Genomic DNA, 15,670 nt, shown 5'->3' with positions numbered 1-15,670 from the left:
TTCATTAATAAAATAAAGATGCACTAATACTGAGGAAGAGTAAACTCATCATGCTAAAGTACGATCCATTAGCTTGTTTACCATCATGCAGCACTTCCCAAGGTAGATGTGCCAATTTTTGATCGGTATCAATTTGTTCAGCTAAAGCCGCAGCACCGCCGACAATGGTAATAATAGTAGCGATCGCTGCCAAAGTTCCCTCCCTTTGCGTCGGAACTTCACAGGTTCCCGATATTCCAGGAATTTCTAGCAAAGCCTCGGCTGCGGCTGGTGCGCCTTCTCCTTCAATTTCAACTTGAATTTCTGCCATAGCTCATCTGCGAATTTATACAACATACTGTATATTCTGCGTTGAATTGAGGATAATATTCACGCAAAGACACAGAGACAATTGCAAAATTATTTACTTAGTGTTGTACCATTTGTCTAAAATAAGACAACAGACCCAAACCTGGAAACCTAGATTAAATCTGACTTTCTTCATTTTTAATTTTGAATTAATATGTCTCTTGCTCCTTGGCGAGGTGCGATCGCTCATGCACTCCATCGCAACCGCAGCCTTGTTTATGCCCGTTACCTGCAACTAGCAACGCTACAAGCGAATGGTCGCCCCGCCAATCGTACCCTAGTATTTCGCGGCTTCCTGGAAAATACAAACCAGCTAAGATTTATCACTGATAACCGTAGCGCCAAAGCCGATCAGATACAGCAACAACCTTGGGCAGAAGTTTGCTGGTACTTCCCCAATACACGAGAACAATTTCGCATCACTGGCTGTTTGACTCTGGTAAGCGGTGATGATTCTCACCAGAATCTACAGCCAGCCCGGATCGCAATGTGGCAAGAATTAAGTGATGCGGCGCGTTTACAGTTTGGTTGGCCCTATCCTGGTAAACCCAGAATCCAAGAAGCAGGAGCCTTTGAGCCATCACCGCCCGATCCTGTTGAGCCAGTCCCTAATTTTTGTCTCCTGCTACTCGATCCAGTGCAAGTAGACCATTTAGAATTACGCGGCGAACCACAAAACCGATGGCTTTACCACCGTAATCAACAGCAAGAGTGGTCTAGCGAAGCGATTAATCCGTGAAGTAATTACGAATTACGAATTACGAATTACGAATTATTTGGTCAAGAGTCAAAAGATTGACCCTTAACCCTTGACTTTTAACTAAATGCCAGCACCATCTAGAAATTGCTGGATGGTCTTATCTTTGAGGTTGCACCAGCGAGTATCGTGGGTTGGCTCATCCTCTTTGGTAGCTAAACAACCCACTAAAACAGGAGTTTTTTCTGAAGAATTAGTGCGCTGAAGAGTTTGTATTTGTTCTTCCAACGCCTCAATCCGGTCTACTAAAGCACGAATTACTTGAGCTTCCGAATCTGGTAAGTTATTGTGTTCAAGAGGAGAAACCCGAACTCCAGAACGATACATAATACGCCCAGGCACCCCTACCACAGTACAGTCTGAAGGTACATCCCTTAGAACAACAGAACCCGCACCAATACGGACATTATTGCCAATTTGGATATTGCCCAGTACCTTCGCTCCAGCCCCGACTACGACATTTTCCCCCACAGTTGGATGGCGTTTACCACATTCTTTACCAGTACCCCCAAGGGTGACGCCTTGATAAATTAGGGCATAGTCTCCCACGATCGCAGTTTCACCAATTACTACACCCATACCGTGGTCAATAAACACACTTTGCCCAATTACTGCACCAGGGTGGATTTCAATTCCAGTCAAAAACCGAGCTAAGTGAGAAATCAGGCGCGGAATAAAGGGAAGACCAACACTATACAGCCAGTGAGCCAGCCTATGGAATAGCAGGGCTTGCAAACCAGGGTAACAAAATAAAACTTCCAACCAGTTACGGGCAGCTGGGTCACGTTCAAATATGATACGAAAGTCAGCACGCAGTATAGATAGCACGAGATAGCACCCTCGGAAAGCACAACAAGCTACTCTCCCATCTTATCCTCTCAAGTGTTACACCTAAAAATTGGGAATAGGGCATTGGGCATTGGGCATTGGAGAAGAGACAAAGGAGAGATTTTCAATAATTCCTCCTTATCCCCCTTGTCCCCCTCATCTCCACATTCTCTACTCCCTAATTCACTACTGCTCCACTTTCAGAGTATAATCACGCTTGACTCCAGGATTAAATGTACCTACCCAAATCCGATATGTGCCGTTTTTCCAGTCGCGATCGCTAACACTAGCATCTTTACTTTTGCCAGTGTCATCACCACAACGAATTGTAGTGTTATCTGGCCCTTGGATTAGTAAAGTTGTGTCGGTGTTATTGCTATCGACTTGGATTGTTAGCCGGGAAAAGTCCTTTTCCAAAACCATAATATGATCTGGATTAGGATCGGCAAAACCAATACAGGTTTTTTGATCGCGATCGCGGTTACTGATGGCAGACAATGAGTAAGAACCACCTGTAAACCCCTGCACTGTTCCTTGGGCTGGATCAAAATTTGTTGATAAGTTTAAAGCGCCAAAATTTGCTGTCTCTGCTATTACAGGCGTAGCTGTGATGGCGGTAAGTATAGCCAACAGCCAACCGCCGTGAAGAAGTCGGGGGCGACAGTATTTCATAGTAGCCCTCCAACAGGCTTTTAAATTAGTAATGATATATACATATTCTAATGAAAAAAAACCAGTGAAATTTCAGTTGGTTGTGCCACATTAAAATGTGCCACAATAAAGGGTCTTTAAAGAAAACAGCTAATTGCTAGGCTATTTCTTGATATAAAGTTTATGATTGCTATGAGCATCTTTGCTATGCGCTTCCCAGCATGAAATACATAAAGTAATTTGATTGTCTCCTAGACGTTTCATATCTTCAGGTGAAAATGACATATTACACTGTTCATCATATTCATAATATATCCACACGGATATATCATTTTTGTGAACTCCAACCATAAAAAGCTTCTGATATTTGCCTTCTATAATCTTGAGAAATCTATCTACAAAATTTACTGGAGGGTCTAAAGCTTCTTCAATAAGTATTTGCTCCCAATAATTATTGGAATTGGTATCAACACCCAAAATATCACTGACTATTTTTATTTTGTCTTTTCCACAATCAACTCTTAAAATATACGTATATTTCATGGTATCACTTCTAGTTTTTTTTTAATTTATGATAAAAGAATGCAGAAGGTAAAAAACTATTTTACCTTCTGCACTTGAGCTTTTATGAAAATCTCACGAATTATGGAGTTTGAAGAAAACGCCACCTTTGAGCGATCGCGTGTCAGTTCCATAACTACTTACTGTGAGCGATCGCAGGTTGTTAAAAAACGGTTTTCCTAAGACCTCCACAAGTTTGAGAATTGGCACTTGACGCTCTAACAAATTCTGGCTCTTTGTCCAGTCAAGATATATATAGCCTTGGTTTGGTAAGGGAATTGCAGCGATACTATCTTTGAAATTAGGATTGTCAATTATGGAATTATCCTTAGTTGTGAGAATTTCATCCATAGTTTCTAAGTCAGAGGTGAAAATTTCGTAATTTCCTAAATTTGTATGCAATCCCAGGACTTTTGTTTCAATGCTAAAAGATGTTCCTTCTTTGGCATCAGTTTTTTTTGTAGCCGTGGTTAACTCTGTCCAAACGGAGATTTTTTGCTTGTCTATAGTCAAGGGATTAATACTAAGTCCGTTGGATGAAGCGATCGCATCTAAACGAGCAATGCCTTGTTCCACACCTTCGGATTTTTCTGCCACAAAAATCCAATGGGGGGTTATTTGCTCTTTATCAGGTAACAATGCTATGGCATATTCCCCTTGTACCCAGCTAAAAATATCCTCTGGTAGGTTTATCCCCCAGCGTTTTTGAACATCCGCCAAAGGTTTTGCTAACCGAGAAACCACATCTTCTTTAGAACCATATATAGTTGCTGTTGCTTGTTTCCAGAGTTTGGCTAAATCACTGTTAGCCAAATTACTCAAATTTGAGCCGGAAACTGCCAAACCTGCGGATGCTGGAATATACCGCAATGCTCCCACAAGTTTAGATAGCGGTGGAGATGGAGGAACAATTTCCGATGAAGCCAAAAAGGTGGTTTCCGCTAGTAATCCTTTGGGGTTTAACGCCAGGGAAATGATTTCGCTGTTATATGTTTGTTCTGGTAGCTCTAACCCTTGCCATTTTGCCACGATAGGAAGATTCAAGAAAGCTATAGCTAAACCCCCTTTGGGCAGTTCTTTTCTAGCTTTTTGGTATTCGAGGGAACTAGTCAAATTCAGATCGGGCGCTTGGACGTTATTGATAGCATCTCGCAGCACTTTCGGATCGTTGGCAAACAATACAAAGCCTTCGCCGACAACAGCACCAGCAAGCAAATCTTGTTCTGGTTGAGAATTTTCAGAAATCAGCTTTACGCCTTTATATTGTTCAACAGCTAAGTTTGCTCCAGCTAACGCCCGTTTAGAAAACAACAACTCGACAAACTCGCGGCTTTTCTCCGGTTGCTTGGTTGCTAGTGCCAACAAATACCCTGGCTGCTGTCCGTTTTCGGGATCGCGATCTATATCTAAGGTGGTGATCGCTAATGTAATTTCGTTCCCTAACCAGGGTTGAACGTCTTGTTTATAATCTATGCCACTCTTGGCGAATAAACTGGTTTTGAGTTTAGATAGTTCCTCTTCACGCTCCAATGCCTGTAAACGGTCAGGATTTGTCAGTAATGAAACCATTACAGGGGAAAGTTTGGAGACGAAGATGGCTGCATTAGGCTGTCCGGTAGAAGCAATGAGGTTAGCCGGACTTTTGGCGAAAAACCAGTAAAAGCCAGCGATCGCAATTACTAGCAGTGCGATCGCCCCAGCTACGATAAAACCAATAAATGAACGTTGCCTATTCACATTAAACCTATTAAAAAAGACGGTTTACAGCCATTTAAGCAGAAAGCCTAGCAGAATTTATCAACCCTCTTGAGAATGGATACTCATGCGAAGGCAGAGATTTTCTGTCACCATAAATAGGATTAGGACTGTTTATAGGGAATTTTTTTAGTCAACTCATGAACCAAATTAGTGTAGAAGAACTGGGGCAACGTCTTTCTTCTAGTGATGCAAGTATTCAGCTAGTAGATGTGCGTGAACCAGAAGAATTAGCGATCGCTAGCATTGAGGGCTTTGTCAACCTACCTTTAAGTCAATTTACCGAATGGGGAGATCAAGTACCTACCCTCTTCAATCCCCAAGCGGAAACTCTTGTGCTATGCCACCACGGCATCCGCTCCGCCCAGATGTGCCAGTGGTTGATTGCTCAAGGTTTTACAAATGTGCAAAATATTTCGGGTGGTATTGATGCCTACTCTATATTAGTAGACCCTTCAATTCCTCAATATTAGCTTTTGCTCAGGTGGAACTCACTCTTCCATCTGGCTTTTGCTATGCTGATAACAGCAGTATCTAACTTTAGAGCCTTGCCGGAAAGCTTGAAATTTGGACATCAAGTACATACATCTGCACAAGATTTTTCGATTTGCCCAAATTACAGTTCAGCATAAGCCATTGCGAAAAAATACGTATCTAATAATACTGTTGCAAATGCAAATTTGTGCAAAAATACGGTTAGAAAGAAGCACATTAAGGGTACATTATAATTAGCAGCTTTTGCCAAAAAATTGAGCTACCATATCAAGCCTACTCTTAAAAAATGCTGTATGTATATTAACTTTAAAAAAAGTTATCATAATGTAGTTGTATAATTTGCTATCTTAATAAATTATTAATATTTTCTGTTTTCGATTAAATCCACAAATTTTTTAGAGTTTGATTAAAATTTGCCTTCAGCAAAACATACCACAATGGAAGTCCAGTTAACAAATCGACAACAGCATATACTTTGGGCAACGGTACGTCACTACATTGCTACGGCAGAGCCAGTTGGTTCAAAGGCATTGGTCGAGGAGTACGACCTGGGTGTAAGCTCGGCTACAATTCGCAATGTGATGGGCGTTTTAGAAAAGTCTGGATTACTCTATCAACCACACGCTTCTGCTGGACGTGTACCTTCAGACTCAGGCTATCGTATTTATGTTGACCAGCTAATTACACCTTCGCTGCGTTCGCACAGCGTGTCGCAGACAGACGCTACGCGTAGCTTGCTTCCACGAAGTGGTATGGAAACTTTAGGGCGAGAAGTAGAGGTGGCACTGCAAAAGCTTCTCCAGTGGGAAGATCGGAGTTTAGAAACCTTACTCCAAGGAGCCGCGCAAATTTTAGCAACCTTGAGTGGTTGTATTAGCTTGATCACTATACCGCAAACTACTACAGCACTATTGCGACATCTGCAATTAGTGCAAATTGAAGCTGGGCGGATCATGCTGATCGTTGTGACTGATGGTTACGAGACACATTCAAAATTAATGGATTTGGCTTCAACACCGGAAGAAACACAGCGCGATTCAGAGGTTATTGATCGCGAGTTGCAGATTGTTTCTAATTTTTTGAATAGCCACTTGCGGGGTCGAAGTCTGTTGGAATTAGCCTATCTTGATTGGAGCGAACTAGATCAGGAGTTCCAACGCTATGGAGAATTCTTGAAAAACTCAGTTGCCGAATTGAGTAATCGCACTCATGCACCAACTGCAACTCAAATTATGGTTAGGGGTGTGTCAGAAGTTTTGCGCCAGCCAGAATTTTCTCAGTTACAGCAGGTACAAACGATTATCCACCTGTTGGAAGAAGAACAAGACCAACTGTGGCGATTAATATTTGAGGAACCAGAACCGGAGGATGGTGCTAAACCAAAGGTAACAGTTCGCATTGGTGCAGAAAATCCATTAGAACCAATACGCACCTGCACCTTGATTTCTTCCAACTATCGCCGAGGTTCAATACCAGTAGGAAGTGTGGGAGTTTTGGGGCCAACACGCCTAGATTATGAAAGTGCGATCGCAGTAGTAGCATCTGCTGCTGATTATCTCTCTGAAGCTTTTAGTTATTTCAATCCTTAATACGTATCGTGTAATATTTGAGGACAAGCTGCTTGAGACAAATGAACGATACCATAGCAAGCAGATAGCCCAAATTTATAGCGGCAAAATTAATAATACTTAAATATTTCATGGTTAGAAAAATTGCCTTTAGCTTACTGTGGCTGGGATTCACTATCTATGCGTTTTTCCTCGCGCCTCCTGAGCAACCCGGTACATTCGAGTTAATTAAAAACCTTTCTACTATGCAGTGGGAAGGTGTTAACCCGTTAGTAATAGCACTATTCAACCTCATGGGTATTTGGCCTCTCATCTACAGTGCAGTAGTGTTGATTGATGGCAGAGGACAAAAAATACCTGCTTGGCTATTTGCGATCGCTTCTTTCGCAGTTGGTGCTTTTGCTTTGTTGCCGTACATAGCCATCAGGGAACCAAATAATCAGTTTGTTGGTAAAAAAAGTGCCTTACTCAAACTGCTAGATTCTCGTATGACTGGGGTTGTTTTGACAGTAGCCACAGCTATTTTAGTTGCTTATGGTTTAAGAGAGGGAGATTGGGGCAATTTTTTGCAACAGTGGCAAACTAACCGCTTCATAAATGTGATGAGTTTAGACTTCTGTCTACTTTGCCTATTATTTCCTACATTACTGGAGGATGATATGGCGCGTCGCGGTTGGAAAAATTCCCAGTTTTTCTGGTTAATAGCGTTGATACCGTTATTCGGGCCATTAATTTATTTATCTGTGCGTCCACCTTTAGAAGAAGTGGGTATAGAGTCCATATCCCAGCAGCCAGCAGCGAATTGAAGAATAAAGTGCGTTTCTCACAATCCAAAATCTAAAATCCAAAATGGTATCACCCAAAATCCCCTTTTTCAGTGAAAAAGGGGATTTTCTATTGTGGGTGCGTAAATCCCAAGAGAAAATTTTTTCTGAAAGTACTTTACAAAACGCAATAAATTATTTAAGATGTGTAACAGGTAGTCAAACCTACCTAAATTCATCTGCAAATAATCGCATTTATAAAACAATGACAACAACCTTACAACGTCGCGAAAGCGCCAACGTATGGGATCGATTCTGCGAATGGATCACCAGCACCAACAACCGGATTTACATCGGTTGGTTCGGCGTCGTCATGATCCCCACCTTACTAGCAGCTACCGCTTGCTTCGTAATCGCCTTCATCGCCGCTCCTCCAGTAGACATCGATGGAATCCGTGAACCAGTAGCAGGTTCCTTAATCTACGGAAACAACATCATCTCCGGTGCAGTAGTACCTTCCTCCAACGCCATCGGTTTGCACTTCTACCCAATCTGGGAAGCAGCTTCTCTTGATGAGTGGTTGTACAACGGCGGTCCTTACCAACTAGTAGTTTTCCACTTCCTGATTGGCGTATTCTGCTACATGGGTCGTGAATGGGAACTATCCTACCGCTTAGGAATGCGTCCTTGGATTGCGATCGCATACTCTGCACCTGTTGCAGCAGCAACCGCAGTATTCTTGGTATACCCAATCGGACAAGGTTCATTCTCTGATGGTATGCCTTTGGGTATCTCAGGAACATTCAACTTCATGATCGTGTTCCAAGCAGAACACAACATCTTGATGCACCCCTTCCACCAACTAGGTGTAGCTGGTGTATTCGGCGGAAGTTTGTTCAGTGCAATGCACGGTTCTTTGGTTACATCTTCCTTGGTTCGTGAAACAACCGAAACCGAATCACAAAACTACGGTTACAAATTCGGTCAAGAAGAAGAAACCTACAACATCGTTGCGGCTCACGGCTACTTCGGTCGTCTAATCTTCCAATACGCTTCCTTCAACAACAGCCGTTCACTGCACTTCTTCTTAGCAGCATGGCCTGTAATCGGCATCTGGTTTACCGCCTTGGGTGTAAGCACAATGGCGTTCAACTTGAACGGTTTCAACTTCAACCAATCAATCATTGACTCTGAAGGTCGTGTGATTGCAACTTGGGCGGATGTAATCAACCGCGCTAACCTGGGTATGGAAGTAATGCACGAGCGTAACGCTCACAACTTCCCTCTAGATTTGGCTGCTGGCGATTCTGCTCCTGTAGCTCTAACTGCTCCTGCTATCAACGGTTAATTCTGAAGTTTAGCTAAATGAGAAAGCGCCCTCTAGAAACAGAGGGCGCTTTCTTATTTGTACTTATACAGTCCAAGTACCAATAACAAGTACAAGAATTAACTTTTGCGCGAACTCTAGGTAAAATACATAAGCCTCATCCTTTTTCTTTAAGATCATGGGCAACACTTTTGGTCATCTATTTCGCATCACTACTTTTGGTGAATCTCACGGCGGCGGTGTGGGGGTTGTGATTGATGGTTGTCCTCCACAACTAGAAATTTCGGCAGAAGAAATTCAAGTAGAATTAGATAGAAGGCGTCCGGGACAAAGTAAAATCACCACCCCTCGCAAAGAAGCGGATACCTGCGAGATTTTATCAGGTGTATTTGAAGGTAAAACTTTGGGAACGCCTATATCAATTTTGGTACGCAACAAAGATACTCGTCCCCAAGATTATGACGAGATGTCCGAGAAGTATCGTCCTTCTCATGCGGATGCAACTTATGATGCAAAATATGGCATTCGCAATTGGCAAGGTGGGGGTAGATCGTCAGCGCGTGAGACAATTGGCAGAGTAGCAGCAGGTGCGATCGCTAAAAAAATTCTCCGTCAAGTTGCCAATGTTGAAGTTATCGGTTATGTCAAGCGCATCAAAGACTTGGAAGGTGTAGTCGATCCAAATACTGTCACCTTAGAACAGGTGGAAAGCAACATTGTGCGCTGTCCCGATGCTGAATGTAGCGATCGCATGATTGAATTAATTGAACAAGTTGGTAGACAAGGAGATTCTATCGGCGGTGTCGTAGAATGTGTAGCGCGTAACGTGCCGAAAGGTTTAGGCGAACCAGTATTTGATAAATTGGAAGCTGATATTGCTAAGGGTGTGATGTCTCTCCCTGCTAGCAAAGGCTTTGAAATCGGTTCCGGTTTTGGCGGGACGCTGTTAACCGGAATTGAGCATAACGATGAATATTATATTGATGAAAATGGTGAAATTCGCACTGTAACTAACCGTTCGGGTGGTATTCAGGGGGGAATTTCCAACGGGGAAAATATCATTTTACGAGTTGCATTTAAGCCAACGGCGACAATTAGAAAAGAGCAAAAGACAGTAACTCGTGAAGGTGAAGAAACCCTATTAGCGGCAAAAGGACGACATGATCCTTGTGTGTTACCGCGTGCAGTTCCAATGGTGGAGGCGATGGTAGCGCTGGTTTTGTGTGACCATTTGTTACGACATCATGGGCAGTGTAAGGTGTTGTAAGAATTCTACTTTGACATTTCAGAAAATATTTATGCTTTGGGGGTGAGTGTCTGACTCGCCCTTTTTTACTGGGATTGCTATAGTAGCGGATAACACATTTAACTACGTGCGATCGCATCTACTATCAATATGGATAAAGAGTCTCAAAATCGCTTAGAACACTTTGCTGCTTTAAAGTCTAAATACCAAGCAACTCAATATCAAGATTCATTACCCGTTAGTCTGTTGTATTTCATATTGCGAAAAGTTGACTTAGGAATTGAACTCACTCGCTTAGAATTTAATTGGTTGAAAGAGTATGAGCTTGTTGAGGCTTTAAAAGCTATCAAGCAAGAGCAGCAACATAGGTTCCAAGAACTTGGAAATCTAGAATTTGAATTTTCCAAATTACAATCTAAGTACAAAGCTACAAAGCATAATGTTTCTTGGCAATTTAGTCATCTGTATTTCATGCTTTTGAAACTTGAGTCAGGAAATTTAGTCACTGATTTTGATGTTAAATGGCTTACAGTCAACGGTTTACATGAGACGAATAAAATTGCTCAAGAAGTAAATCGATTTACTCAACTTAAATCTAAATACAAAGCTACTCAATATCAAGACGCATATCCTGAGAGTAAACTGTATCAAATACTGAAAAAGTTAGATGTGACAGAGAGCTTAAGTGGTTCTGAATATAATTGGCTGCTTAATAACGAACTATTTGAAACGGCAGAAATTTTTAAGCAGCAGGAGTCAGAAAAAGAAGCTCAATTTGCTCAATTACGAGATAAATACCAAGCAAATAAACATCTAGATTTATCATTATCGAGTCCACTATATCCAATACTGCAAAATATTGATGCAAAAGATAATTTGAGTGAGTCAGAAATTAACTGGCTAGAACAGCAAGGACTTAACGAGACAATTATCATTGCTCAAGAATTGGAACAAACACGAGAGTTTGTTGCTTTGAGATATAAATATAAGGTAACTCGTTATGAGGATTCATCGCCTAAAAGTCACCTGTATAAAATTCTCAAAAGGCTTGAGTTTTCTAATCAGTTAGGCGAACAGGATATTAACTTTCTCAAAAAACGCAAGCTGACTGAGATTATAGAAGTTGCAAATGAAAAATACACCTCTACCCTAAAATCTAAGATCGATTTAGGAGAATTACTTAATGAATCAGAAATTGACTGGCTACAAAATAATAGACGTGAAGATATCATTATTCTCGCTCAACAAAAGCACTTCGCTATTCTCAAGAGAAAATATAGATTGATATATCTTTCACTTGCGCTAGAGCCATTTTACGCGATCATGGTCAAATTAGAGAAAAAAGAACGGCTAGATCCTAAGTTGGTTTTGCAACTTATGGAAGAGGAACTATTATCTCCTGGCGGGAAAATCGCTCTTGCGTATTACAGACTAGAAGCAGAGTTTTATGAACAGGAATTTCACCGCACTGGAAATAAATGGGATATTCCCACCGCTAGTAGTTATTGGCGCAAAGCAGATGAACCTGAACAGGCATTAAAACTTACTAACTTAGACTTCAGCAAAATTAAAGAAAGCAAGCTAAAGTCAGCAATTTCAGTTACTAGAGGTGCAGCATTCAGAGATATGGAGAACTTAGCTGATGCAGAGATTTGTGCGAAAAAAGCTATGGAGTATCACCCTGATAGTCATCAACCTTATACCTTAATGGGTGCTATATGTTATGACAAAAGTGATTATGCAAAAGGAGATTATTGGTATGAACAAGCAATAAAACGCGGTGCTAAACCTGAAGATATAGATGATGAGAGAAAACGAGTAGTCAGGAGTACAAAAGATGAAAATAAACGACATGAAGCAGCAGAATATTTACTTAAAAAAGATTCGCAACGATATGCTTGGGCTAAGTCTTATCTCAAAAAATCGTCAGACAATGCTAGATAAACTGGTTTGCATCACTAAACTACCAACATGGCCAGATTTATTCACAACCGATTTGCCAAATTATTACCAGAAGAGTTCACGCCTTTACTATTGCAGTTATCCCGTGAATAATTAATCGCTTTTGCTAGTGTCAATAACATATCTTTTAATGATTAGCGTAGAGCTTAAAGGAGAAGGGAACAGAGTCAAACTCTTTTCCCTTTTTCTTTTTTATACTTTATCACTCACATTAAAAGGTAAAATAGAAGACATTGATACAGGATATGAAAAATCAGTTTGTAAGTTTTTTCAGCAATAAAAACTTTATCTTATAGGTTTGCATCACATGGATTTTCTGACAATTATAGGATTAGCTGCCGCGACAATAACCACAATCTCTTTTCTGCCACAAATGTTTAAAACCTGGCAAACAAAATCAGCAAAAGATGTTTCTTTGGTGACGCTGATTACATTCATAAGTGGTGTTTTTTTGTGGCTAATCTATGGAATTTATTTACAATCCTTGCCAATTATTCTTGCTAACGCCATAACATTGATTTTTAACTTAATTATTCTATGGCTTAAAATTAAATATAGATAAACTTGCCTCTAACAAACACCTGTGACATCATCTGTATTTGACTATGAACGCCTTCTCTTTACACCTACTACCCCAGACACTAACGCTATCCCCATAATCTTCGCTTTTCCCAACGAGTACAGCGTAGGTATCACTAGCCTTGGCTATCAGGTAGTTTGGGCAACCTTGGCAATGCGTGATGATGTGCAGGTAAGTCGCCTGTTTACAGATACTCACGAACAACTCCCCAGAACGCCGGAAATTGTAGGATTTTCTATTTCGTGGGAATTGGATTATGTGAATATTTTAAACTTGCTGGAATCTTTAGAAATTCCTATTCGGGCAACCTCTCGTGATGATTCTCATCCGATAATTTTTGGTGGTGGCCCAGTTCTCACGGCGAACCCTGAACCTTTTGCGGATTTTTTTGATGTCGTTTTACTGGGGGATGGCGAAACCCTGTTAGGGAATTTTATTGAGGCTTACAAAGAAGTCAGAAATGCCTCAAGACAAACTCAACTAACAAGACTTGCACAAATACCAGGAATTTATGTACCCAGTTTGTATGAGGTGGAATATCACACAAAAGATGGTGAAGTAAAGTCAATAAAACCAATTTCTTCTGAAATTCCCGCAGTGGTGCAAAAGCAAACTTACCGGGGAAATACACTATCGGCATCGACTGTAGTCACCGAAAAAGCAGCATGGGAAAATATTTACATGGTGGAAGTGGTGAGAAGTTGTCCAGAAATGTGCCGCTTTTGTTTGGCGAGTTATCTCACACTGCCTTTTAGAACAGCCAGTCTGGAAGATTCATTAATTCCAGCGATCGCCAAAGGTTTAGAAGTCACAAACCGGCTAGGATTATTAGGGGCTTCAGTTACTCAACATCCAGAATTTGAGGCGTTGCTAGATTATATTAGTCAGCCAAAGTATGATGATGTCCGTCTCAGTATTGCTTCAGTGCGAACTAATACTGTAACAGTCCAGTTAGCAGAAACTTTGACGAAACGAGACACGCGATCGCTTACCATTGCTGTAGAGAGTGGTTCTGAGAAAATCCGGCAAATCGTCAACAAAAAGCTGCATAACGATGAAATTATCCAAGCGGCGATAAATGCTAAAGCTGGCGGATTAAAAAGCTTGAAACTCTACGGAATGGCAGGAATTCCTGGTGAAGAAGCAGAAGATTTAGAGCAAACTGTGGCGATGATGCGTAATATCAAAAAAGCTGCGCCGGGATTGCGCTTAACATACGGTTGCAGCACCTTTGTACCCAAAGCACACACACCGTTTCAATGGTTTGGGGTAAATCGCCAAGCCGAAAAGCGGTTGCAGTTTTTGCAAAAACAGCTAAAACCACAGGGAATAGAGTTTCGCCCAGAAAGTTATAATTGGTCGATTATACAGGCTTTATTGTCGAGAGGCGATCGCAGACTCTCCCAACTTCTCGAACTTACTCGTGACTTTGGCGATTCCTTGGGTAGCTACAAACGTGCTTTCAAGCAACTCAAAGGACAAATTCCCGACTTAGATTTCTACGTCCACGCCGAATGGTCAACAGAACAAGTATTACCCTGGAGCCACTTGCAAGGGCCTCTGCCACAGTCTACACTACTAAAGCATTTGGCTGATGCTAAAAGTTATATCAATCCATCTCCCAAAGAACTACAGCCAGTACTGGGAGGAACTCGGTAATAGGGAAGTGAGGGGAGGCAGGGGGGGGGAGAACAATTAATAACCAATGCCCAATGCCCCATGCCCCATACCCAATACCATTGAATTCATAGCTGAAAACTTGATGCAAAACACAGCCGAGTATTACTGCGCCTATTGCGGCGAACCGAACTTAACTTTTATTGATTTGAGTGCTGGAGGACAGCAATCTTACGTTGAAGATTGTCAAGTTTGTTGTAACCCAAATATTTTGTATGTGCGGGTTGATGAAGATACCCTAGATATCGAAATTGATACTGAATCCGAAAGTTGAATTTTAGGTTTTTCTTTCCATGCTGCACTTTAAACATTCCTCAATCATTAATGCCTCACCAGAAGTAGTTTGGAAATTTCACGAAAGGCCAGATATTTTGCAACTATTGAATCCACCTTGGCAGCCAGTCCAAGTGGTTCGTCGTGAAGGAGGGCTGAACGTGGGCGCTATAACTGAATTTCGCTTGTTTCTCGGCCCATTACCCTTAACTTGGTTAGCGCGTCATACTGAATGTGAAAAATATCGCTTGTTTACTGATGAACAGATATCTGGTCCTTTTGAATCTTGGGTACATCGACATGAATTTGAACCGGAAAATGGCAAAACCAGATTAACTGACGCTATTTCCTTCTCTATGCCTGGTGGAGGAGGTGTTGAATTTGTCAGTGGTTGGCTAGTGCAAGCGCAATTAGAAGCGATGTTTCGCTACCGACACTATGTGACTAAACGAGAATGCGAGTAATTATGAGCATTCTCTTGTAGTAAGTGGCTCCAGATTTTGAGCTTACTAGGAGCCATACTTATTATTTTATATTTGTTAGTTTGGATAATAAAAATCAGTAAATTTTCTAATTTACATTAGATTTTTTGGACGTTATAAATACTATTTTGCTAACTTCAAAGTGTTTCCTGAAAAGCTTGGAAATCTTATTTTTAGAGTTGAAGTTTAATCTTTAATCTGGACTTTGGTGCGATCGCTTGGAAAAGATCGCTTTCTAGACTACATTAGTTTGGGATCTCAACGGCTACAGCCTCATGCACGAATTACTCCACTTCATACCCTACTCTTGCCGCTAATTATGTTACCGCCTTTTCCCCAGACTTCGGCTGTTTAGAAAGCCCCATATTAAAAACACTAGTTTTTATAATTACTAAA

The 15,670-nt window shown here is 41.2% G+C and carries 16 protein-coding genes; 11 read left to right on the top strand and 5 right to left on the bottom strand.

Annotated features, from left to right (window positions below):
* Positions 1-4: 4 nt before the first annotated feature.
* Positions 5-310: a hypothetical protein gene (locus ACWATR_RS13920; protein WP_460333184.1), complete on the bottom strand. Its 306-nt coding sequence runs from the start codon at positions 308-310 to the stop codon at positions 5-7.
* A 192-nt stretch (positions 311-502) separates the two neighbouring features.
* On the opposite strand from ACWATR_RS13920, the gene ACWATR_RS13915 reads away from it, so the two are divergent.
* Positions 503-1,087, top strand: a complete 585-nt coding sequence (locus ACWATR_RS13915) for an Npun_F5749 family FMN-dependent PPOX-type flavoprotein (RefSeq protein ID WP_460333181.1) — start codon at positions 503-505, stop codon at positions 1,085-1,087.
* Between the two features lie 81 nt (positions 1,088-1,168).
* Here the strand turns inward: ACWATR_RS13915 and cysE are convergent, their stop codons facing one another.
* The 4 genes from cysE to ACWATR_RS13895 all read right to left on the bottom strand — a co-directional run bounded on the left by cysE (position 1,169) and on the right by ACWATR_RS13895 (position 4,882).
* Entirely contained in the window at positions 1,169-1,933 is a 765-nt protein-coding gene (gene cysE, locus ACWATR_RS13910; protein ID WP_460333178.1) for a serine O-acetyltransferase, read from the bottom strand.
* A 186-nt stretch (positions 1,934-2,119) separates the two neighbouring features.
* Entirely contained in the window at positions 2,120-2,605 is a 486-nt protein-coding gene (locus ACWATR_RS13905) for a hypothetical protein (protein ID WP_460333174.1), read from the bottom strand.
* Positions 2,606-2,746: 141 nt separating this feature from the next.
* Complete coding sequence (locus tag ACWATR_RS13900; RefSeq protein ID WP_460333171.1) at positions 2,747-3,127, bottom strand: hypothetical protein; 381 nt, start codon at positions 3,125-3,127, stop codon at positions 2,747-2,749.
* Between the two features lie 93 nt (positions 3,128-3,220).
* Entirely contained in the window at positions 3,221-4,882 is a 1,662-nt protein-coding gene (locus ACWATR_RS13895) for a DUF3352 domain-containing protein (protein WP_460333168.1), read from the bottom strand.
* Between the two features lie 158 nt (positions 4,883-5,040).
* On the opposite strand from ACWATR_RS13895, the gene ACWATR_RS13890 reads away from it, so the two are divergent.
* From ACWATR_RS13890 to ACWATR_RS13845, 10 genes are all read left to right on the top strand, one after another.
* The gene (locus ACWATR_RS13890) at positions 5,041-5,373 is read left to right on the top strand and encodes a rhodanese-like domain-containing protein (protein ID WP_460333165.1); all 333 of its coding nucleotides are present in this window, start codon (positions 5,041-5,043) and stop codon (positions 5,371-5,373) included.
* Positions 5,374-5,832: 459 nt separating this feature from the next.
* Complete coding sequence (gene hrcA / locus ACWATR_RS13885) at positions 5,833-6,984, top strand: heat-inducible transcriptional repressor HrcA (protein WP_460340410.1); 1,152 nt, start codon at positions 5,833-5,835, stop codon at positions 6,982-6,984.
* Between the two features lie 110 nt (positions 6,985-7,094).
* Positions 7,095-7,769: a DUF2834 domain-containing protein gene (locus tag ACWATR_RS13880; protein ID WP_460333162.1), complete on the top strand. Its 675-nt coding sequence runs from the start codon at positions 7,095-7,097 to the stop codon at positions 7,767-7,769.
* Positions 7,770-7,992: 223 nt separating this feature from the next.
* Positions 7,993-9,075, top strand: coding sequence for a photosystem II q(b) protein (gene psbA, locus ACWATR_RS13875; RefSeq protein WP_069068940.1), 1,083 nt, complete (start codon positions 7,993-7,995; stop codon positions 9,073-9,075).
* A gap of 157 nt (positions 9,076-9,232) precedes the next feature.
* Positions 9,233-10,321, top strand: a complete 1,089-nt coding sequence (gene aroC / locus ACWATR_RS13870) for a chorismate synthase (protein ID WP_460333159.1) — start codon at positions 9,233-9,235, stop codon at positions 10,319-10,321.
* Between the two features lie 129 nt (positions 10,322-10,450).
* Positions 10,451-12,244 (top strand): hypothetical protein, encoded by a 1,794-nt coding sequence (locus tag ACWATR_RS13865; RefSeq protein WP_460333156.1) that lies wholly within the window; start codon positions 10,451-10,453, stop codon positions 12,242-12,244.
* Positions 12,245-12,569: 325 nt separating this feature from the next.
* Entirely contained in the window at positions 12,570-12,824 is a 255-nt protein-coding gene (locus ACWATR_RS13860) for a SemiSWEET transporter (protein ID WP_322739705.1), read from the top strand.
* A gap of 21 nt (positions 12,825-12,845) precedes the next feature.
* On the top strand, positions 12,846-14,501 hold the full coding sequence (locus ACWATR_RS13855) for a B12-binding domain-containing radical SAM protein (protein ID WP_460333153.1): 1,656 nt from the start codon (positions 12,846-12,848) through the stop codon (positions 14,499-14,501).
* Between the two features lie 103 nt (positions 14,502-14,604).
* Positions 14,605-14,793, top strand: a complete 189-nt coding sequence (locus ACWATR_RS13850; protein WP_012411100.1) for a CPXCG motif-containing cysteine-rich protein — start codon at positions 14,605-14,607, stop codon at positions 14,791-14,793.
* Between the two features lie 19 nt (positions 14,794-14,812).
* Complete coding sequence (locus tag ACWATR_RS13845; RefSeq protein ID WP_335104458.1) at positions 14,813-15,256, top strand: SRPBCC family protein; 444 nt, start codon at positions 14,813-14,815, stop codon at positions 15,254-15,256.
* Positions 15,257-15,670: the final 414 nt, after the last annotated feature.

The sequence above is a fragment of the Nostoc sp. UIC 10890 genome (assembly GCF_054786515.1).
The sequence above is the reverse complement of the archived record's forward strand: the minus strand, read 5'-3'. Positions and strand labels throughout refer to the sequence as shown.